Here is a 20,229-nt window from a genome sequence, read left to right on the forward strand (position 1 = left end):
CGCCCGGCGCCCTGCGCTCGCAAGCTCGGGCTGGGGCCCTCGCCGGGCAGCTCCACGGCCAGGGAACCCGGCGGGCGTGGGTCCACGTACGACTAGCTCTATGTAGTGACCTGTGACACAGGGTTGCAACCTGGCTGCAACCTGCGCACTCCTACGCTGGCTCCAACGGCAAGCGCCCGAACCGGGCCGCCTTCTGCACAGCAAAGGAGCTAGCAAAATGACCGTTTACGCACAGCCCGGAACCGAGGGCTCGAAGGTCACCTTCAAGGACCGCTACGAGAACTGGATCGGCGGCGAGTGGGTTGCCCCCGTCAAGGGCCAGTACTTCGAGAACATCACGCCGGTGACAGGAAAGGCCTTCTGCGAGGTGGCCCGCGGCACTGCCGAGGACATCGACCTCGCCCTTGATGCGGCCCACAAGGCAGCCCCGTCCTGGGGCAAGACCTCCGTGGCGGAGCGGGCCGCGATCCTCAACAAGATCGCCGACCGCATTGACGAGAACCTGGAGATGCTCGCCGTCGCCGAAACGTGGGACAACGGCAAGCCCGTCCGCGAGACACTCAACGCCGACCTTCCGCTCGCCTCGGACCACTTCCGCTACTTCGCCTCCGCCGTCCGAGCCCAGGAGGGCACCCTTTCCCAGCTGGACGACGACACCACCGCCTACCACTTCCACGAGCCGCTCGGCGTCGTGGGCCAGATCATCCCCTGGAACTTCCCCATCCTGATGGCAGTCTGGAAGCTGGCACCGGCACTCGCAGCCGGCAACGCCGTCGTCCTCAAGCCCGCCGAGCAGACGCCGTCGTCCATCCTGGTGCTGATGGAACTCATCGGCGACCTGCTCCCCGCCGGCGTCCTCAATGTGGTCAACGGCTTCGGCGTCGAGGCCGGCAAGCCGCTGGCCTCCAGCCCGCGGATCCGCAAGATCGCGTTCACCGGGGAGACCACCACGGGCCGCCTGATCAGCCAGTACGCCAGCCAGAACCTGATCCCCGTCACGCTCGAACTCGGCGGCAAGAGCCCCAACATCTTCTTTAACGACGTCGCGCAGAAAAACGACGCCTTCTACGACAAGGCCCAGGAAGGCTTCGCCCTGTTTGCCTTCAACCAGGGCGAGGTGTGCACCTGCCCGTCCCGCGCCCTGGTCCAGGAGGACATCTACGACTCCTTCATGGCCGACGCCGTGGACCGGGTGGAGAAGATGGTGCAGGGCAATCCGCTGGACACCGACACGCAGGTGGGCGCCCAGGCCTCGAACGACCAATTGGAGAAGATCCTCTCCTACATCGACATTGGAAAGCAGGAGGGCGCCAAGGTGCTCACCGGCGGCGGCCGCGCCGAACTGCCGGGGGACCTGGCCGGCGGCTACTACGTCCAGCCCACCGTGTTCGAGGGCCACAACAGGATGCGGATCTTCCAGGAGGAAATCTTCGGGCCCGTTGTCTCGGTGACGAAGTTCAGCGACTACAACGACGCCATGGGCATCGCCAACGACACCCTCTACGGCCTGGGCGCCGGTGTGTGGTCCCGCAACGGCAACATCGCCTACCGGGCCGGCCGTGAAATCCAGGCCGGCCGCGTCTGGGTCAACAACTACCACGCCTACCCGGCGGGCGCCGCGTTCGGCGGCTACAAGTCCTCGGGCATCGGACGCGAAAACCACGCCATGATGCTGGACCACTACCAGCAGACCAAGAACCTGCTGGTCAGCTACAACGAGAACAAGCTCGGCTTCTTCTAAACGCTCCACTTCCGCTACAACGACGCGAGGATTTCGCCAATGACGACGACAATGCAAGCAGCAGTAGTAAACGAATTCGGCCAGGACCTCCAGGTCCAGGACATCGCCGTTCCCACCCCCGGCCCGGGGGAGGCGCTGGTCAAGGTGCTCACCACCGGCGTCTGTCACACGGACCTCCACGCCGCCGAGGGTGACTGGCCGGTCAAGCCCGCGCCGCCCTTCGTTCCCGGCCACGAGGGCGTGGGCGAAGTAGTGGCCCTCGGCGAGGGCGTCACCGACCTCGCCGTTGGCGACCTGGTGGGCAACGCCTGGCTGTGGTCCGCCTGCGGCGACTGCCAGTACTGCCGCACGGGCTGGGAAACCCTGTGTGAAGTTCAGAAGAACGGCGGCTACAGCGTGGACGGCTCCTTCGGCGAATACATGCTGGTGGACTCGCGCTTTGCCGCCCGCATACCGGCGGGCTCCGACCCCGTCGAGGTGGCACCGGTGCTCTGCGCCGGCGTCACGGTCTACAAAGGCCTGAAGATGACCGAAGCCAAGCCCGGCCAGTGGGTCACCATCTCGGGCATCGGCGGCCTGGGCCACATTGCCGTCCAGTATGCCGTGGCGATGGGACTGCGGGTGGCCGCCGTCGACATCGCCGATGACAAGCTGGCCCTCGCCAAGGCCCACGGCGCTGAACTGGCCGTCAACGCCCTGCACGAGGATCCCGTTGAAGTGATCCAGCGCGAAACCGGAGGTTCCCATGGAGTCCTGGTGACTGCGGTGCACCCGTCAGCATTCGGCCAGGCCATCGGCATGGCCCGCCGCGGCGGCACCATCGTATTCAACGGCCTGCCGCCGGGAGACTTTCCGGCACCGATCTTCGAGATTGTGCTCAAGGGCCTCACCGTGCGCGGTTCCATAGTGGGCACCCGGCAGGATATGGAGGAGGCGCTGGACTTCTACGCCCAGGGCAAGATCCATCCCACGGTCTCGGTCCGGGAGCTTTCCGAGGTCAACACGGTGTTCGACGAGATGAAGCACGCCAAGATCGACGGCCGCGTGGTCCTGAGGTTCTGATGGCACCGGACCGGCTCCACGCCGCCGTGACACTGCCCGGGGAGGACTTCTCCCGGGTTGCGCTGACCCCGGCGGCCGCGGATCTGCTCGGCTCGCTGTGGCTCCGGCACGGGCCGCTCATGTTCCACCAGTCCGGCGGGTGCTGCGACGGGTCCTCGCCCATGTGCTATCCCGTGGGCGACTTCCTGACCGGCGACTCCGACGTCCTGCTGGGGCTGTTTGACCTGTCCGGCGGGGTGGAACCACGGCCGCTGGAGTTCTGGATGTCCCGGGAGCAGTTCAACTACTGGAGCCACACCCACCTGACCGTTGACGTGGTCAACGGCCGGGGGAGCGGCTTCTCGGTGGAGGCGCCGGAGGGCAAGCGCTTCCTGATCCGGTCCACCCTGATGGACTGGCCTTGCTAGCTAGTTCGGTCTAAAGCACTTGGGGCTCTTCATCAGAAGGGCCCCAAGTGCTTTTACGGAACAAAGTTCGTTGAAACCAGCGTCTCAGCATTCGGAACAATTGGGACCGTCCAGTGGATGGACACTATCGTGGATAAGTCTGTTTCCATCCGAAATCAGGATTGTGATCCCCTATGAACCTTCTCCGGACCAAATCCATCGAGCAGTCGATAGCCGACGCCGATGAGCCCGGACGCAAGCTCAAGCGCTCCCTCAGCACCTGGGACCTCATGATCATGGGCGTCGCCGTTGCTGTCGGCGCCGGTATCTTCTCGGTGGGCGCCAAGGCCGCAGCCAACTTCTCCGGCCCCGCCGTCACCGTGTCCTTCGCCGTCGCCGCCATCACCTGCGCGCTGGCGATCATGTGCTACGCCGAATTCGCCACCGCCATCCCGGTGGCGGGCTCCGCCTACGTCTTCACCTACGCCACTATGGGCGAACTCCTTGCCTGGATCATCGGCTGGAACCTGATCCTGGAGCTCTTCACCGCCGCTGCCGTGATCGCCAAATACTGGGGCATCTACCTCAGCAAGGTGTTCGCCCTCATGGGGGCGGACATTCCGCCGGCCGTCTCGCTGGGCGGCGTGGACCTCTACTGGGGCGCGTTCCTCATCGTTGCCGTCTTCACGGTGCTGCTTGTGCTCGGCACCAAGCTGTCCGCCCGGGTGGGAAACATTTTCACGCTCATTAAGATCGGCGTCGTCCTGTTCGTGATCGTGGTGGGCTTCACCTATGTGAAGTTCGAAAACTACGCCCCGTTCATTCCCGCGGCCGAGCCCACGGGCGGCACCGGTGCCGCCGACGTCCTGAAGCAGTCGTTCTTCGGGTTCCTCACGGGCGCGGCCCCGGCCCAGTACGGCACCCTGGGGATCTTCGCCGGCGCAGCCCTGGTGTTCTTCGCCTTCATCGGTTTTGACGTGGTGGCCACCTCCGCCGAGGAAGTGAAGAACCCGCAGAAGACCCTGCCGCGCGGCATCTTCGCCGGACTGGCCCTGGTGACCCTGCTCTACATCCTGGTGTCGCTGGCGCTGACCGGCATGGTCTCCTACACCCAGCTGGCCGAGGCGGAAAACCCCACCCTCACCACCGCGTTCGAAGCCGTGGGCGACACCTCCGCCGCGAAAATCATCGCGTTCGGTTCCCTGGTGGGCCTGACCACCGTGATCATGGTGCTGCTGATGGGCCTGTCCCGCGTGGTCCTGGCCATGAGCCGCGACGGCCTCCTGCCCCGGGCGCTGTCCAAGACCAGCGAGAAGCGCGCGACGCCGGTCCGCCTCCAGGTCCTCTGCGGCGCCGCGGTTGCCCTGGTGGCCGGGCTGACCAACGTGGACCTGCTCGAGGAAATGATCAACATCGGCACCCTGTCTGCCTTCGTTGTGGTCAGCCTGGGCATCCTGGTGCTGCGCAAGAAGCGGCCGGACCTGAAGCCCGCCTTCCGCGTCCCGTTCGGCAAGGTCCTTCCGGTCGTTTCCGCAGTGCTCTGCCTCTACCTGATGACCAACCTGGCCGTGGAGACCTGGATCTTCTTCGCCATCTGGCTGGCCATCGGCATGACGATCTACTTTGCCTACGGCCAGCGCCACTCGCGCCTCAACGAACGCTTCGGCGCAGCCAGCATCGCCGTCAACGGCGCGGCTGTATCCGACAGCGATGCGGACCAGCGCGATTCCGATAACGAAGACGAGTACTCGCGGGCCTGAGAGCCCTAATATGCCCGCCCGGGCCGGCCCCGGGCGGGCATTTCCATGCCCGGCTTCCGGAACGGCGCCGGCTCGTAGGATGGATTCATGGCACGCCCGACACGAACCGAACGAAAAGCCGAGCTGCTGGGCGCCATCCTCGACTACCTGATGGACAAGACCCTGGCGGAGCTGACCTTCCGGAGCCTCGCGGAAGGGCTGGGCATGAGTGCCTACGTGCTGGTCTACCACTTTGGAAACCGGGAGCAGCTGATCAATGACATCGTGGTGTCCATCGAATCCCGCCTGGACAGGATGCGGAACAGCGATGTCCGGGACATCGACCGCGCAGCCTGGCGGGAGTTCCTGCTTGAGTCCTGGCAGTGGACCATGGCCCAGCGGAACCGCCACCTGACCCGGCTCGAATTCGAGGCCACCGCCCAGGACATCGTGGCGGCAGAACCCCGCGGAACCTCGCAGGAACACTTCCGGATGCTCCACCACAAGACCCGCGACTGGCTGGTGGTGCAGGGCATCCCCGAGGAATACGCGGACACCGACGCCCGGCTCTTCACCTCAACCTTTTACGGGCTGCAGTTCGACTTCGTGGTCATGAATGAGCCGGAGGCGGCCACCAAGGCTTTCGAACTGATGCTCTCGGTCTTTTTCAACAACCTCGAGACCCGCCTGGCCGCAGCGCAGGAAGCCTGACCAGGTCAGCCCACCGCAGCCCAGCGAAAATCCGGAACAGGCGCCGGCTGCTACGGGGCGGCGTGGCGGCCCACCCAGTCAACCAACGGGCGCAGCTGGTCCCACAGCCCGGAGATTTCGCCGACTGCGGCAGGAGTTTCCAGCCAGGCAGGCTGGCCCAGGTCTACGCTCGCCGCAAGTGACTTGTGCTTAAGGAGTTCGGCCCGCGGATGGTCGCGGTCATAGCCCCGCGGCACCGTCTTGAGTTTCTCTCCCTCCACCGCGAAGCCCGCGGTGGCCACGGCGTCCACAATATGCCGCAGCGACTCGCCCGTGCCCGAGGCGTCCACCGCGTTCCGGTACCTCACCAGCTGGGCGGGGGAGTGGGAGTGGTAGCCGCCGCCCACCAGCAGGCCCTCCGCGCTGACCTGGAGGTAATAGCCCACGCCTTCCTGCACGGAGGCGAACGCGCCCTGGGCCGTTTTGTAGGAGGACTTGTCCAGTGAGAACCGGATGTCCCGGTTGGGGCGGAACAGCCGGCCAGGCCCGAACCGGGGCTCCAGCTCCGCCAGGAGCGAGGCGAGCGGATCACGGACCAGTGACTGGTAGCTGTCCTTGTGCTCCAGCCACCACTCCCGGTTGTTGTTCTCCTGCAGGTCGGCATAGAACCCGAAAGCGGCGGCAGGTATGCCCTGGAAAGTTGTCATACAGCGATCCTAGGGAGCGCCCAGGCCGGCGGGCCAGAGATCCTGCTGCTATGTGGACAGCGCAAAAAACCACCCCGCCACGGACATCCATGACGGGGTGGTTTCACTGCTCAGCGAGCGGAGAATCAGCCGATCTTGTTGGCTGCCTCAGCGTCGGAGAGGGGTGCTGCGCCGAGGTTGGCGCGCAGCTTGGCGCCGAGTTCGGCGTCAACGTTGGTCCAGTACTGGATGGCGCGTTCCTTGATGTCGGAGCGCTTGACGCCGCCCACGGCGCCGGTGATGGTCTCGAGGAAGCGGGCCTTGGCAGCTTCGTCGTAGACCTCGCGGTACAGGGTGCCGGCCTGGACGAAGTCGCCGTCCTCGGCGTGCAGGGAGTGCGCGGCGAGGGTCAGTTCGCCGTCGTTCTCCCAGCCGCCTGCCGGGTTCTGCGGTTCAAGTGCAGCCGGGCCACCGAAGGTGTTCGGGGCGTAAACCGGAACGGACGGGGCGTTGAACAGGTAGCGTCCGGCGCCGTCCTGGCTGTAGTTGTTGACCTGGCTCTTGGGCTGGTTCACCGGGATCTGGGCGTGGTTGGTGCCCACGCGGTAGCGGTGTGCGTCCGCGTAGGAGAAGATGCGGGCCTGCAGCATCTTGTCCGGGGAGGCGGCGATGCCCGGCACGAAGTTCGACGGCGCGAAGGTGGCCTGCTCGATCTGCGCGAAGTAGTTCTCCGGGTTCCGGTTCAGCTCCATGGTGCCCACCTTGATCAGCGGGTAGTCGGCGTGCGGCCAGACCTTGGTCAGGTCGAACGGGTTGAAGCGGTAGGTCTTGGCGTCCTCGTAGGGCATGACCTGGACGTGCAGGTCCCAGGAGGGCAGGTTGCCGGCTTCGATGTTCTCGTGCAGGTCGCGGATGTAGAAGTCGGCGTCGGAGCCGGCCAGTGCTTCGGCCTGCTCGGATGTCATGTTCTTCGCGCCCTGGTTGGAGTGGAAGTGGTACTTGACCCAGAACCGCTCGCCGTCGGCGTTGATCCACTGGTAGGTGTGCGAGCCGTAGCCCTGCATTTCACGCCAGGAAGCGGGCAGGCCGCGGTCACCCATCAGCCAGGTGACCTGGTGGGCGGACTCGGGAGACAGGGTCCAGAAGTCCCACTGCATGTCAGCGTCGCGCAGGTGCGTGCCGGGAAGGCGCTTCTGGGAGTGGATGAAGTCCGGGAACTTGATGCCGTCACGGATGAAGAACACCGGGGTGTTGTTGCCCACGAGGTCGTAGTTGCCCTCGGAGGTGTAGAACTTCACGGCGAAACCGCGGGGGTCACGCCAGGTGTCCGGGGAGCCGTTCTCGCCGGCCACGGAGGAGAAACGGATCAGCATCTCGGTCTCGACGCCCGGCTGCAGGAACGCGGCCTTGGTGTACTTCGAGACATCCTCGGTGGTCTTGAACGTGCCGAATGCACCGCCGCCCTTGGCGTGCACCACACGCTCCGGAACCCGCTCGCGGTTGAACTGGGCGAGCTTTTCCACCAGGTAGTGGTCAGTCAGGATGATGGCACCATCGGCACCAACTGACTTGGAGTGCGCGTCGGATGTGACGGGGGCACCAGACTGGGTTGTCGAAACGACAGTCATTATTCTCCTATTTCTCTGTTACTTGCGAGGGACGATTGGAAGGAAGTTGTTGGGACTGCTGGCAGTCCTGGCAGATGCCCTGGTACATGACGTCTGCGATCTGGATGGTCATCGGCTTGGCGTTCTCATCCCAGTGGGGCGTCAGGCACGGCGCGTGCCCGACGGCGCAATCCACGTCCTCCACGCGGCCGCAACTGATGCAGATGGCGTGGTGGTGGTTGTCGCCAACCCGGGTTTCGTACAGCGCGGGGGAGTGCGGGGGTTCGAAACGCCGCAGCATGTGCAGGTCGGTGAGGTCCCCAAGGACCACGTAAACGGACTGCGCGGTCAGCTCGGGGAGTTCTGCCCGGGCAGCAGCAAGGATGCTTTCGGCAGGGGAGTGGGGGTGGCGTTCGACGGCGGCCAGCACGGCAAGCCGCTGCTTGGTCACCCGGCGGCCGTGGGCGCGCAGGGCTCCAGCCCAGTCCTCGTGGCCGTCGTAGTGCTCCGTCATGGCTCCATTGAAGCACTTATTATGAATATCTCACAATAAGGGTTGGCTAACCTCGGAAAACCGGGCTGGGACGATCGGCCCCGCCGTCCAGTTCTTAGGCTGTAACAGCTAAAGAACAGAGGGGAATGGACGTGCATCGGCATTACAACAGGCTGAAGACGGCGGCGTATCTTGGGCCACGAACTAATGCACCTACAACCCGGACATCCTCACCTCGTCCGTGGCGGCCGCCGTCGCGGGTGTCATCACCTCGGTGGGCCAGGTGGTGCTGTTCTTCGGCGGCAGTGACCGCCGCAACGCCAACCCGCTTGCGGTGATCGCCATGGCCCTGCTGGAGCGGCTGGCCGGCCACCCGCTGCGGCAGCCGGGCGTCGCCGTCGGGCCCTGGACGCCGTAGCTGTTCCCGACACGCAAAAGAGGCCGGCGCACCCCATCTTCCGGGTGCGCCGGCCTCTTCCGTAGCGGCAGGTAAATCGCGTCAAAGGACGACGGCGAACCGCCGTCAGCTGCGGAAGTTCACAAACTGCAGGTCGGCTTCGTCGAAGTCCTTCAGCAGTGCCATGGTGGCCTGCAGGTCGTCGCGGGACTTGGACGAGACACGGAGCTCGTCACCCTGGATCTGGGACTTGACCGACTTGGGCCCTTCGTCGCGGATGAGCTTGTTGATCTTCTTCGCCAGGTCCTGGGCAATGCCTTCCTTGATGGAGGCTTCGAGGCGGTACTCCTTGCCGGAGGCGTAGGGCTCGCCGCTGTCCAGGGACTTCAGCGAGATGCCGCGCTTGATCAGCTTGGACTGGAACACATCCAAGACGGCCTTGACGCGTTCTTCCGAGTTGGCCTTCATGAGGATTTTTTCGCCGCTGAAGTCTATCTCGGCGCCAACGCCTTTGAAGTCGTAGCGCTGGGCGATTTCCTTTTGGGACTGGTTGAGGGCGTTGGCGACTTCCTGCTTGTCCACCTTGCTTACGACGTCGAACGTTGACTCGCCTGCCATGACTCTCCTTCTACGGGTGGGAGCCCTGCGCTCAAACAGGGCTTGGGATCACTGCTTTCAAGCCTAATACGGATGCGCCGCCCGGCGGGCGGCAGGATTCACAGTTCCCTCTCAGCGGACGTCGGGAGGGAACCAAGGAGCGCGGGGGAAGGTTATACCTGTTGGAGAGCAGCTCGAAAGGGAAACACCAATGCACCGCAAAGCCGCCACGTACGTCGCCAGAACAACTACCGCCGCGGCCGGGGCTGTGGCCACGGCGGCAACATCGGTGGCAGCGGCTGCCGTGGCCGCATCAGTCATCTTCAGCCCGGTGGCCGACCCGTCCTCCCGCCTCGAGGGAGTCCATGCGGACCTGCAGCGGGCGGTGCAGCTGAACCAGATCACCGAGGAACAGGCCGAAAAGTTCGAGGCGAAGCTTGCCGGGAGGATCCTGGGCGAGGCGTGATTGCTCCCCCAAATTCCGCGAAGTACAGGGGTTTGAACGCCTGGCTGGGGCTCGATTCGATTCTTCGGCATAAGTTCTGTAAAGTTGTCTTGCCCGCGGTTACTGGAAGCGGAACGGCCCGGAAACGGACGTTCTGAAGACTGCAGCCCGGGTCTTCTTTTGAGAAGTTCGGCAGATTACCCGAGCGGCCAAAGGGGGCTGACTGTAAATCAGCTGGCAACGCCTACGGGGGTTCGAATCCCTCATCTGCCACAGCGGACCCGTCTGGATCTTATACAGATCCAGGCGGGTCCTTTTTGTTGCTCCGGCGGTTGGGGTTAGGAGGCGGGCGTGGCCTCCTCTTCCGCACCCATGCCGAAGGGCTGCACGGTAACCCGCACGAACTCGGAGGGCAGATGGGCGTCGTGCGCCGCCAGAACAATCCTGGACTGTTCAGCCACACCGACGTTGTTGTTCGAGTTGGCGCTGTGCAGGTCGGTAGCTTCGCGCCTTAGCTCGCCGGCTACTGCCTCGTCAACGGCGCTGCCATCGCCCATCTTCCAGCCGAAATCGTAGCTGTAGGTCGGTCCCCAACTGTGGATTACGTCGGCAACACTGGAGAACGTGACCTGGCGTCCGTTTGTATCAAAGGCGCTGATCGCGTACAGGTTGACGGGTTCAGTCCCTCTGCGGTTGTCAACATCCACTACAAGATATGAAACGGGGGCCGCGCCAGCCTTGACCCGGTAAGCCTCGATTGCGGCGATCCCAGTGTCAGCGGCAGTCGCGGGCAGCAAGAAGTTGATCTCGGCACCCGATCCAGTGGTGACCCGGTAGGGACGAGCCGCAAGAGCCGTCGGGGATGATGGCGCCGAAGGCGAGGCAGCCGCTTCGGTGGCCGCTCCCGAGGAGGGACCATCCGAGGTGGGTGGGGGCAAGGTGCAGGAGGCAAGCGTCAGGATGAGAACCGGTATCAGGCAGAAAGGCTTCATGATGTCCCCGAAGAGAAAATGGTAGCCACACTCTATGTCACACCTTGCTGCCAAGCCACTGCTTGCAGGCGACTCTGGTAGGGGTTCGAGGAGTGGAAAATTAGGGGGGTTACGTAGCCGCGGTTAGGGATTGCTTTCCATTTTGGAGCGCCTGAGACTGGACGAACTTGAGGATTATTTGACATTCCGGGGAGCAATCATGATGTACCCTTCGTCCTTTTCCATGAGCGGCTTCGGTGATGGCCGCAGGACCAAGCAGGCCGGCGCGAAGCAGGATGATCGACGCAGAACAACTCTCCGCCCAGGCAGGTTTCGAGCCCTGAGATTCCATGGATTGCTGACAGCGCTGCTGCTCGCCGTTGCTGCCCTGGTGGTGCCGGTTCCGGCATCGGCGGCGACGGGTGATGTGGGGGTGGAGGGTCCATCACATTCGGGGACGGGAACGCCGACTGGGACGAAGCGGTCCACGAGCGGCTTATGGTTCCACGACGGGATCTGGTGGGGGAACATGTGGGACACGGCAAGCTCGGATTTTGAGATTTTCCGGTTCAACCCTTCAACGAGCTCGTGGGCCAGTACGGGTGTGACGACGGAAACGCGTGCGAGCACCCATCACGACGTGCTCTGGGACGGAGCCACCCTGTATGTGGCGAGCTACCGGTTCGTCAACGACGGCGTAGCGGCTGAACCGAACTACCCGACGACGCTGCGCCGCTACAGCTACAACTCGAGCACCAAGACGTATACCAGCCTGGGCTCATCTCAAATCAACAACTACCGCGTCGAAGCCCTGTCCATCGACAAAGACTCCACAGGCCGGTTGTGGGCCACGTGGCAGCAGGGGAACCGGATCTACCTGAATGTCACTGCAACGGATGGCAAGACGTGGGGGACACCGTTCCCGCATCCTGCATCGTTGAGCAACGTGTCCATTGACGACACGTCGGCTGTGATTGCATTCGGCGGAAACAAGGTCGGCGTGATGTGGAGCCGCCAGGTCGGGGACTCTACCGATGGCATGTACTGGAGCTATCGCGCTGATGGCGCGGCGAACACAACGTGGTCCACTCCGGTCGCGGCGGTTTCGGGACAGCGCAGCGGTGATGACCATATGAACCTTAAGTGGCTGGATTCTTCGTCTGACAAGGTTTTCGCCGCCATCAAGACCTCGTTTACGTCTTCGTCCCAGCCGCTGATCCAATTGTTGGCTTTGAACGTTTCGACGGCGGCGTGGTCGGCGCACACGATCGCTACCGTGGCGGAGTGCCCCAACCGGGTGATCGTTTTGATTGATGAAGCCGCCCAGAGGCTGCGTACATTCGCCACGTATCCGAAGCCGAGCGGCACGACAAACGCCGGTGCCTGCACCAGTTCCGGGGGAGCAATTTACGAGAAGTCCACCCCGTTGGACACCATCAGCTTCACCACCACAAAGACGGCCCGGATTGTGGATGCGGACCAGTATGTCCACAACGTCACATCAACCAAGCAGAACCTCAACAGTTCTGCACGCGGCACGGCGAACAGCGGCCTACTGTTGCTCGCCGATGTGAACGCCACCAGCCGGTACTGGCACTTTTACGAGGGCAGCAGCGGCAGTGGCGGGACTACGGACACGACCCCTCCGACTGTGACAAGTACTTCTCCGGCTGCCGGGGCGACCGGTGTGGCAACAACGGCGAATGTGACGGGCACGTTCTCAGAGCCGATGAGTGGGTCATCGGTGACATCCTCCACGTTCACGCTGACGCCGGCGGCATCAGCGGCTGTGTCGTTGGATAGCACCGGCAAGATTGCCACATTAGACCCTGGTGCGGACCTTGCAGCCGGTACGGTCTACACGGCCACGATCAAGGGCGGCGCCAGTGGAGTCAAGGATGCCGCCGGTAACGCGCTTGCGTCGGACAAGACGTGGACGTTCACCACGGCTCCCGCGGGGACTGCTGATACAACGGCACCGACTGTGACGAGCACTTCTCCGGCTGACACTGCCACAGGCGTGGCAGTTGCGTCGAACGTGACGGCGACCTTCTCGGAAGCGATGAACGGATCAACGGTTACGCCGTCATTCACGTTGAAGAATGGCACCAACGCGGTGTCGGCCAATGTGGTTCTGGACAGCACGGGCAAAGTCGCGACCCTGGATCCGACGGCCGATCTGGCCGCCGGCACGACTTACACCGCGACGATCTCCACCGGAGCGAAGGATCTTGCCGGCAACGCCCTGGCATCGGCCAAGACCTGGACCTTCACCACGGCTGCCGCCAGCGGCGGCACGTCCCAGACCGTCACGCTCACGGCCACTGCAGATACCTATGTCTCCAGCGGGGCTACGACAACGAACTATGGCACGAGCACTGTGCTGGGCGTGGACAACAGTCCCGTGGAGGTCGCGTACTTCAAGTTCGACCTGACCGGGCTTGCGGGGAAGACGCTGGAGAGTGCCACGCTGCAGCTGCGCAGCGCGGGCAGTGGGTCGACGGGTTCGCAGAACATCAAGCTAATAGCTACTGACACCTGGTCCGAGACGGGGATCACGTACGACAGTCGGCTGACGCTGGGTGCCCTCCTCGGCACCTTACCGGGTCCGACAACGACTAACACGAACTACAGCATTACGCTGTCGGCCACCGCTCTGGCCGGTGAGCTCGGCCAACAGCTCTCTCTAGGTATGGACGCCAACAGCAGCGACGGCCTGGATCTCAATTCCAAGGAAGCGTCCAGCGGCGCATACGCACCCAAGCTGGTGCTCACCTACAGGTAGGCCAGGTTTGTTGAGAAGCCTCCGGAACCACCAGGTTCCGGAGGCTTCTCGTGCCCGCTAAATGTCCCCGCACCATAGTCAATTCCCCCTGAAACGATGAGGGGAGTAGTCCGTCCGCGGGGGACAACCGGGCAGCTCCGTACAGACAAAATCCGCCATCGACACCTGCACCGGCCCGGCGTAGTCTGGCGATATCGGCGCTGGTGCCCCGATGCCTTGCGTCGATAAATCCATCGATGAAGGAGGATTCAATGAGTGCTGTACGTGAATTCATGACCACGGATGCACGATGTATTACCGAAAACCAGACCCTGGTGGACGCAGCCCGGATGATGATGGACCTTGACTGCGGCTCGTTGCCGATTTGCGGTGATGACGGCAAGTTGAAGGGCATGATCACCGACCGCGACATTGTGCTCAAGTGCGTCGCCGCCGGACGCAACCCGGCCGACATGATGGCCCGCGAACTGGAAACCGGGACGCCCTACTGGGTAGATGCCGACGCCAACGTGGACGAAGCCATCGACATGATGGAACGGCACCAGGTTCGGCGCCTGCCGGTGATCTCCGACCACAAGATGGTCGGCATCATCAGCCAGGGCGACATCGCCCGCAACTACTCGGAACAGCGGGTTGGCGAACTGGTGGAGCACATTTCAGAACGGCACCACGTGTAGCGCCAACGCGGCAGCAACCTGCCCCTTGTCCGCGGATCCAGCCCTTGAGGGTTCGGACCCGCGGACAAACTTTTGAAAAGGTCAGTTCAGCGCGATCAGGAGCATCTGGCTGGTCCCCGGGATGCAGGTCTGCAGGATGGCCCGGGGGAAGCCGCCAAAGACATTCAGCACATCGTTGGTGGTGCCCGGGTTGGGGACCTGGCCCCTGGCCGTCACCGTGTAAGTGCCATAGCCGGGGATGCTCACGGTTTCGCCTACTCCGATCCCGGAGAAACGTGCCCAGCCGCCGCAGTAATCATGCTCGGTGATGAAGAGTGAGTATGCATCGCCGGGGGTGTAGTGGATGGGGCCGATGCAGGCGTCCACCATTGCCTGGCCACCGGCGCCGGCCACATAGATGGTCCGGACTGGAGGTGCTGCGGGAACCAAGGCCGGAGCGGGTGCCGCAGCAGGAGCAGGAGCAGGTGCAGGAGCCGGAGCCGCGGCGGGGACGGCCTCGGGTGCGGCGGCCGCCGGGGCTGTCACCGGCGGGCCGGTCAGGACGAGCGTCTGGCCCGGGACGATGATGCTGTACGGGCCCAGCCCGTTCGCGGCCAGCATGGCATTCGTGTCCACTCCATGCCTGGCCGCGATGCTCCCCACCGTGTCGCCGGCCACCACCGTATAAAGATTCTGGTCTGCGGCGGCGGGCGCAGGTTCCGGTGCGGGCGGCGGTGCCGGTTCGGCAGCCGCAGGTTCCGCGGGGGTCGCTTCTGCTGGTGCAGGTTCTGCAGGAGCGGGTGCTTCGGCCGCCGGGGTTGCCTCTGCCGGGACGGCAGCAGCAGGTTCCTGGCTGGCAGCATCCACTGCCGGGGCAGCGCCCTCCGCAGGTGCCACCGCGCCGGCAACCTGGCCGGACGACGTCGTACTTTCGGTCAGGGAAGCGGGCGCCGCGAGGGCTCCAACGCCCACGGCTGCAACCACGGCGGCTGTGGCCATGCCCGCCCACAACCGGTTGCTGATGGCCGGACGGACTGCAACAAGGTCGGTTCGGGGTTCGTCGGTGGCGAAGCTTCTGCTCTCGGCTTCGGGGTTGGTGAGGTAAGGCTGGTTCATGGGTGGCCCATCCGGAGTCGGTCCCGGCCAGGCACGCAGGAACAGCGGCAGGCGGGACGGATCGAGGTGCAGCGCTCCGACGGCTCCGGTGTGTAACCGGGCCGCAAGCAGCGCGGGATGGAGGCGTCCGCACACCCAGAAAATACGGAGGCTCCGCGAGGAAGCGGACACCCCCTGGAAGCCAACCCGGGGGACCCGCCAGCGCGTATTTGGTCCTAGGAATCCCGAGTCTAGGAAGTGCGTACAGGTCCGGGCACCAGTAGGAAATACCCGAATTTTCGAGGCCGGTACTTGCCGGCGGCGGAGCTGCTACGCAAAGCGGCGGGTGCCCGATACTTGCTCGGTGAGCGCCTAGAGCGTGCGCTGCTCCTTGAGTTCCGCAACCTCCCGGCGGAGCGCGGCAATCTCTGCCACCAGCTCCGCCACTTCAACCCGGACCGGCTCCTCCACTGCCTCGGCCACGGTCTCGGCGGTATCCTCCACGCGCTGGACCAGCCACGAGGCGATGGACGCGGTCACCACGCCAAGGACGGCAATGCCGCTCATCATGAGGGCGGCTGCCACCAGCCGGCCGATGGGGGTCACCGGATACATGTCCCCATAACCCACTGTGGTGATGGTTGTGATTCCCCACCACAGCGCATCGCCAAAAGTGACAATCTTGGCATCCGGCGCGGACTGTTCCACATCGAGGACAGCGAGCGCGCCGACGAAAACCAGCAGGGCGGCAGAACCGGCAACGTACGTGACCACGCGGCCCCTCAGGGTCTCGCCGATGGTCCGGTGCAGGACGGACAACAGTGTCACAAGCCGCAGCAGGCGCAAGGGACGGAAGAGCGGCAGGGCCACTATAAGGAGTTCGTGCAGGTTCCGGACGAACCAGTTCCACCGGTCCCGGGCGAGCCACACGTTTGCCGCATAGTCCACGACGAAGATCCCCCAGGTGGCCCACATGACGGCTTCCAGCCAGATGGCTCCGCCGCCTTGGACCCGCCCGATGACCTGCCAGGCATAGGCCGCCAGGAACACGAGCGCGGTTGCCATCAGCGGCCACTCCGCCAGGTCCCGGTAGCGTTGTTGGGTCATGGACGAAATCCTAGCTGGCCGTCGGCACCCGGTCGCGGGCCCTATGTTACCCGCGGGTAATATAGGGGGATGCACCTGCTCCTGAGAACCCTCCTCCTGCTGTTCACCTCCGTCCGCCGGCAGCCGATCACCGTGTGGGACAGCTCTTCGCTGCCGCTGCGGGTGCTCCCAACGGACATCGATATCGCCATGCACGTCAACAACGGCATGTACCTGTCCCTCATGGACCTGGGCCGGTTCGACCTGATGGTCCGCAGCGGCGTGTGGAAGCACATGCGCCGCCGCGGCTGGGGCCCCGTTGTGGCCGCCGAGACCATCAGCTTCCGGAAGTCGCTGCAGCTGTGGCAGCGGTACAGCATTGAAACGCGCATTATCGGGCTGGATGCCAAAGCCATCTACTTCGAGCAGCGAATGGTGGCCGACGGCGAAATTTACGCGCGTGCCTACATCGCCACCCGCCTGGTCACCAAGGCCGGGCCCGTGGGTCTGGAGGAGATCCTGCGCGAATTCGGCGCACCCCCAGCGGACCTGGTCCTTCCGGACTGGCTCCACGATTGGCGTGCAGCCAGCGCGCTGCCGGGCAGCCGCACACCAGCCCCGCATCTTTGGGCCAGGGGCTGATCCCCAGGCTAGGTGCCCCGGTGCTGCATGAATATGACGGCGTTCCGGGTTATTCCCGATGACGCGGGGAGCGAACAACCGCCCTGTGGCCGCGACATCGGCAACCATCCCGCGTAGCGTGGACACATGGCTACCCTTGACATCACAGGTGAACAGTTCGCGTCAACCATTGAGGGCAACGATATTGTCCTGGTCGATTTCTGGGCTGAATGGTGCGGGCCCTGCAAGCAGTTCGGCCCCACGTACTCGGCTGTTTCCGAGAAGCACCCGGATGTCCTCTTCACGAAGGTGGACACGGAGGCCGAGCAACAGCTGGCCGCCGAGGCCGGCATCACGTCCATCCCCACCCTGATGGCCTTCCGCGAAAAGGTGCTGGTGTTCTCGCAGCCCGGCGCCCTGAACGCCCAGCAGCTCGAACAGGTGGTGGATGCGGTGAAGGCGCTGGACATGGAGGAAGTCCACGCCCACGTGGCACGCCAGCGGGAAGAGGCCGCGGCTGCCGCCAGCAAGCCGGCGGGCCCCCAGGACGGTTCCCAGATCCCCGACCTCTAAGTCTTCCTTAAACAGCGAAGCGGGACCCCTCAGAAGGGTCCCGCTTCGCTGTTTAAGGCTGCGCTAGATGCGCTCCACCTTGACGGGTTCGGCGAGCAGTGCGCTCAGCGATTCGTTCAGGTCCTGCACAGCGATGCCCTTGGAGTGCTTCTCCAGGTCCTCTTCCGAGGCCCATTGTTCGGTCAGGACCAGCTTCTCCTCGGTGGCTTCCGTCAGTTCGTAGCGGATGCAGCCCGGCTCGTTCACCACCTCGTCGATGGCGATTTCCAGCGCGAGCTTCACGCGGAAAAATTCGCCTTCGTTGGGGATGAACGTTGCCTGCAGGTCGATCGGTGCACTCATGGATTTCACAATACCGGCCCACGCACCAGCTCCCGTTCTGTTGCGCGGGCGGGGATGCTTCATTTGCGCCGGACCTGTTGGTAGCGTGCCAGCATGCGTGCTTATACAGCCGGGGACACTGACATTCCGCTGCTCGAGGAGACCATCGGCGCCAACTTTGAGCGGGCGGTGGCGAGGTTTCCCTACCACGACGCGCTGATAGAGGCAGGCCCGGTTCCGGGCGCGGATGCCCGGCGGTGGAGCTACACCAAGATGAACGACGACGTCGACCGGCTGGCCCGCGGGCTCCTCGCCCTGGGCATCAGCAAGGGGGAGCGGGTGGGGATCTGGAGCCCTAACTGCGCCGAGTGGACCCTGCTGCAGTATGCCACCGCCAAGGTGGGCGCCATCCTGGTCAACGTCAATCCGGCGTACCGCAGCCACGAACTGGAATTCCTGGTGAAGCAGAACGGCATGCGGATGCTGGTGACGGCCCCGTCGGACCGGAACAGCGACTTCGTGGGCATGGCGCGACGGGCGCTCGCCGAAAGTCCGGACCTGCGTGAACTGGTCTTCCTTCCGGTCCCCGGCGGTGAGGGGCCCGACGGCGGCGTGGCCCCACTGGGTGCGGCGGAATTGACGTACGCCGAACTGCTGAAGGGCGCGGACGCCGTCGCGCATTCCGCCCTGACGGCCAGGATGGCGGAGCTGGACCCGCATGACCCCATCAACCTGCAGTACACGTCCGGCACCACCGGGTTTCCCAAGGGTGCCACCCTGACCCACCACAACATCCTGAACAACGGGTATGCCATCGGGGAACTGCTCGGGTACACCGAGCACGACCGGGTAGTCATCCCGGTGCCGTTCTACCACTGCTTCGGCATGGTCATCGGGAACCTGAACGCCCTCAGCCGCGGCGCCGCCACCATCATCCCGGGCAGGGGATTCTCGCCCGCGGCAGCCCTGGAGGCCGTGCAGGATTTCGGCGGGACGTCCCTCTACGGGGTCCCCACCATGTTCATCGCCGAGCTTGCCCTGCCGGACTTCGCCACCTATGACCTGTCCACGCTGCGCACCGGCGTGATGGCCGGTTCGCCGTGCCCTGTGGAGGTCATGAAACGGGTCGTATCGGACATGCACATGAAGGATGTGGCCATCTGCTACGGCATGACCGAAACCTCGCCGGTGTCCACCATGACCCGGCAGGGGGACACGCTGCAGCACCGGACGGAGACGGTGGGCCGCACCATGCCGCAGCTGGAAAGCCAGGTTATCGATCCTGCCACGGGAGATGTGCTGGAGCGGGGTGAAATCGGCGAGCTGTGCACGCGCGGCTACGCCGTGATGGCGGGGTACTGGAACCAGCCGGAGAAGACAGCGGAGGCCATCGACGCGGACGGCTGGATGCACACCGGGGACCTTGCCTACATGGACGACGACGGGTACGTGGTGATCGAGGGGCGGATCAAAGATATGGTGATCCGCGGGGGCGAGAACATCTACCCCCGCGAAATCGAGGAGTTCCTCTACACCCATCCTGCAATCCAGGACGTGCAGGTGATCGGGGTGCCGGACGAGAAGTACGGCGAGGAGTTGATGGCCTGCATCATCCTCAAACCCGGCGCAGAACCGCTGGACGCGGACGCCGTTGCCGGATTCTGCCGCGGGAACCTGGCCCACTACAAGATCCCGCGCTACGTGGAGGTGCGGGACAGCTTCCCCATGACGGTTTCCGGGAAAATCCGGAAGGTTCAGATGCGCGAGGAGGCCGTGGCCCGGCTGGGGCTGTGAGGGTCAGGAACTGCCTACCCCTCCGCTGCCGCTACCAGCTGGCCCAGCAGGCCGGCGGCATCGTAGTAGCGGCGTTCCTCCGTGACCTTACCGTCGGCGTCGAACCTGGAGAAGACGGCGCCGTGGTTTTCGATGGACCGGCCGGTGGCGGCGATCTCCCCCTCAGGTGATGCCAGCGGCCCCTGGTGGGTTCCCCGCAGCGTGAATTCCGCCGCGACGGTGTCGCCGTCCTGCAGCAGGGGGCCGGTGGAGAACTGCATGTCAGGGAAGGCCCGGAGGAGTTCCACCATGTCCTGCTCCACGGCGTCCCGTCCTTTCAAGGGCTGCGGGTAGAGCGGATCGTGGACCACCGCATCGTCGGCATACGTGGCGGCGAAGCTCTTCGCGTCATGGGCGTTGATGATCTCCACTGCCTTGGCAAATGCTTCAATACTCATTGCTGGCTCCTTCAAGAGGTGTGCTGTCCGTTCGCCGGACACCTCCA

20 protein-coding genes, 1 tRNA gene and 1 pseudogene are annotated in these 20,229 nt (G+C 64.3%); 13 read left to right on the plus strand and 9 right to left on the minus strand.

The window, feature by feature from the left end:
* Positions 1-217: 217 nt before the first annotated feature.
* From exaC to AC5RT3_RS00730, 5 genes are all read left to right on the plus strand, one after another.
* A complete protein-coding gene (gene exaC / locus AC5RT3_RS00710; protein ID WP_494051070.1) occupies positions 218-1,741 on the plus strand; it encodes an acetaldehyde dehydrogenase ExaC in 1,524 nt (507 codons plus the stop codon).
* A gap of 39 nt (positions 1,742-1,780) precedes the next feature.
* Positions 1,781-2,803 carry an alcohol dehydrogenase AdhP gene (adhP, locus tag AC5RT3_RS00715; protein ID WP_494123271.1) on the plus strand — a complete coding sequence of 341 codons (1,023 nt, stop codon included), beginning with the start codon at positions 1,781-1,783 and terminating at the stop codon, positions 2,801-2,803.
* Positions 2,803-3,210 carry a DUF779 domain-containing protein gene (locus AC5RT3_RS00720; protein ID WP_494051068.1) on the plus strand — a complete coding sequence of 136 codons (408 nt, stop codon included), beginning with the start codon at positions 2,803-2,805 and terminating at the stop codon, positions 3,208-3,210. Before adhP ends, AC5RT3_RS00720 begins: the two co-directional genes overlap by 1 nt.
* A gap of 173 nt (positions 3,211-3,383) precedes the next feature.
* Positions 3,384-4,949 (plus strand): amino acid permease, encoded by a 1,566-nt coding sequence (locus AC5RT3_RS00725; RefSeq protein WP_494123272.1) that lies wholly within the window; start codon positions 3,384-3,386, stop codon positions 4,947-4,949.
* 87 nt (positions 4,950-5,036) lie between these two features.
* Positions 5,037-5,639 (plus strand): TetR/AcrR family transcriptional regulator, encoded by a 603-nt coding sequence (locus AC5RT3_RS00730; protein WP_494051066.1) that lies wholly within the window; start codon positions 5,037-5,039, stop codon positions 5,637-5,639.
* Positions 5,640-5,689: 50 nt separating this feature from the next.
* Here AC5RT3_RS00730 and AC5RT3_RS00735 read toward each other — a convergent pair whose 3' ends face one another.
* From AC5RT3_RS00735 to AC5RT3_RS00745, 3 genes are all read right to left on the minus strand, one after another.
* The gene (locus AC5RT3_RS00735) at positions 5,690-6,325 is read right to left on the minus strand and encodes a DUF2461 domain-containing protein (protein ID WP_494123273.1); all 636 of its coding nucleotides are present in this window, start codon (positions 6,323-6,325) and stop codon (positions 5,690-5,692) included.
* Between the two features lie 125 nt (positions 6,326-6,450).
* Positions 6,451-7,932 (minus strand): catalase, encoded by a 1,482-nt coding sequence (locus tag AC5RT3_RS00740; protein WP_494123274.1) that lies wholly within the window; start codon positions 7,930-7,932, stop codon positions 6,451-6,453.
* A gap of 7 nt (positions 7,933-7,939) precedes the next feature.
* Entirely contained in the window at positions 7,940-8,425 is a 486-nt protein-coding gene (locus AC5RT3_RS00745; protein ID WP_494010325.1) for a Fur family transcriptional regulator, read from the minus strand.
* A 162-nt stretch (positions 8,426-8,587) separates the two neighbouring features.
* On the opposite strand from AC5RT3_RS00745, the pseudogene AC5RT3_RS00750 reads away from it, so the two are divergent.
* Positions 8,588-8,771: pseudogene (locus AC5RT3_RS00750) on the plus strand (protease HtpX); the annotation flags it as partial.
* Positions 8,772-8,927: 156 nt separating this feature from the next.
* Here the strand turns inward: AC5RT3_RS00750 and AC5RT3_RS00755 are convergent.
* Positions 8,928-9,419: a YajQ family cyclic di-GMP-binding protein gene (locus AC5RT3_RS00755; RefSeq protein ID WP_009357171.1), complete on the minus strand. Its 492-nt coding sequence runs from the start codon at positions 9,417-9,419 to the stop codon at positions 8,928-8,930.
* Positions 9,420-9,609: 190 nt separating this feature from the next.
* Here AC5RT3_RS00755 and AC5RT3_RS00760 point away from each other — a divergent pair, with 190 nt between their 5' ends.
* Both AC5RT3_RS00760 and AC5RT3_RS00765 read left to right on the plus strand, forming a co-directional pair.
* The gene (locus AC5RT3_RS00760; RefSeq protein ID WP_494051063.1) at positions 9,610-9,864 is read left to right on the plus strand and encodes a hypothetical protein; all 255 of its coding nucleotides are present in this window, start codon (positions 9,610-9,612) and stop codon (positions 9,862-9,864) included.
* 170 nt (positions 9,865-10,034) lie between these two features.
* Positions 10,035-10,116, plus strand: a tRNA-Tyr gene (locus AC5RT3_RS00765).
* A 65-nt stretch (positions 10,117-10,181) separates the two neighbouring features.
* Here AC5RT3_RS00765 and AC5RT3_RS00770 read toward each other — a convergent pair.
* Positions 10,182-10,550, minus strand: a complete 369-nt coding sequence (locus AC5RT3_RS00770) for a hypothetical protein (RefSeq protein WP_494051062.1) — start codon at positions 10,548-10,550, stop codon at positions 10,182-10,184.
* A 793-nt stretch (positions 10,551-11,343) separates the two neighbouring features.
* Here AC5RT3_RS00770 and AC5RT3_RS00775 point away from each other — a divergent pair.
* Complete coding sequence (locus tag AC5RT3_RS00775) at positions 11,344-13,599, plus strand: Ig-like domain-containing protein (protein ID WP_494123390.1); 2,256 nt, start codon at positions 11,344-11,346, stop codon at positions 13,597-13,599.
* Positions 13,600-13,850: 251 nt separating this feature from the next.
* Positions 13,851-14,276 carry a CBS domain-containing protein gene (locus tag AC5RT3_RS00780; protein ID WP_494123275.1) on the plus strand — a complete coding sequence of 142 codons (426 nt, stop codon included), beginning with the start codon at positions 13,851-13,853 and terminating at the stop codon, positions 14,274-14,276.
* Between the two features lie 81 nt (positions 14,277-14,357).
* Here the strand turns inward: AC5RT3_RS00780 and AC5RT3_RS00785 are convergent, their stop codons facing one another.
* Together AC5RT3_RS00785 and AC5RT3_RS00790 are read right to left on the minus strand one after the other, a co-directional pair.
* Positions 14,358-15,371: a LysM peptidoglycan-binding domain-containing protein gene (locus AC5RT3_RS00785; RefSeq protein ID WP_494051060.1), complete on the minus strand. Its 1,014-nt coding sequence runs from the start codon at positions 15,369-15,371 to the stop codon at positions 14,358-14,360.
* A 351-nt stretch (positions 15,372-15,722) separates the two neighbouring features.
* The gene (locus tag AC5RT3_RS00790; protein ID WP_494051059.1) at positions 15,723-16,457 is read right to left on the minus strand and encodes an ion channel; all 735 of its coding nucleotides are present in this window, start codon (positions 16,455-16,457) and stop codon (positions 15,723-15,725) included.
* A 69-nt stretch (positions 16,458-16,526) separates the two neighbouring features.
* Between AC5RT3_RS00790 and AC5RT3_RS00795 the strand changes: the two genes are divergently transcribed.
* Entirely contained in the window at positions 16,527-17,078 is a 552-nt protein-coding gene (locus AC5RT3_RS00795; RefSeq protein ID WP_494123276.1) for an acyl-CoA thioesterase, read from the plus strand.
* Positions 17,079-17,204: 126 nt separating this feature from the next.
* On the plus strand, positions 17,205-17,630 hold the full coding sequence (locus tag AC5RT3_RS00800) for a thioredoxin family protein (protein ID WP_494010333.1): 426 nt from the start codon (positions 17,205-17,207) through the stop codon (positions 17,628-17,630).
* 63 nt (positions 17,631-17,693) lie between these two features.
* Here the strand turns inward: AC5RT3_RS00800 and AC5RT3_RS00805 are convergent, their stop codons facing one another.
* Positions 17,694-17,972, minus strand: coding sequence for a putative quinol monooxygenase (locus AC5RT3_RS00805; protein ID WP_009357160.1), 279 nt, complete (start codon positions 17,970-17,972; stop codon positions 17,694-17,696).
* Between the two features lie 93 nt (positions 17,973-18,065).
* Here AC5RT3_RS00805 and AC5RT3_RS00810 point away from each other — a divergent pair, with 93 nt between their 5' ends.
* A complete protein-coding gene (locus AC5RT3_RS00810) occupies positions 18,066-19,745 on the plus strand; it encodes an AMP-binding protein (RefSeq protein WP_494123277.1) in 1,680 nt (559 codons plus the stop codon).
* Between the two features lie 14 nt (positions 19,746-19,759).
* Here the strand turns inward: AC5RT3_RS00810 and AC5RT3_RS00815 are convergent, their stop codons facing one another.
* Positions 19,760-20,182, minus strand: coding sequence for an ester cyclase (locus AC5RT3_RS00815; RefSeq protein WP_494051056.1), 423 nt, complete (start codon positions 20,180-20,182; stop codon positions 19,760-19,762).
* Positions 20,183-20,229: the final 47 nt, after the last annotated feature.

It is taken from the genome of Arthrobacter sp. Y3221159 (assembly GCF_059089885.1).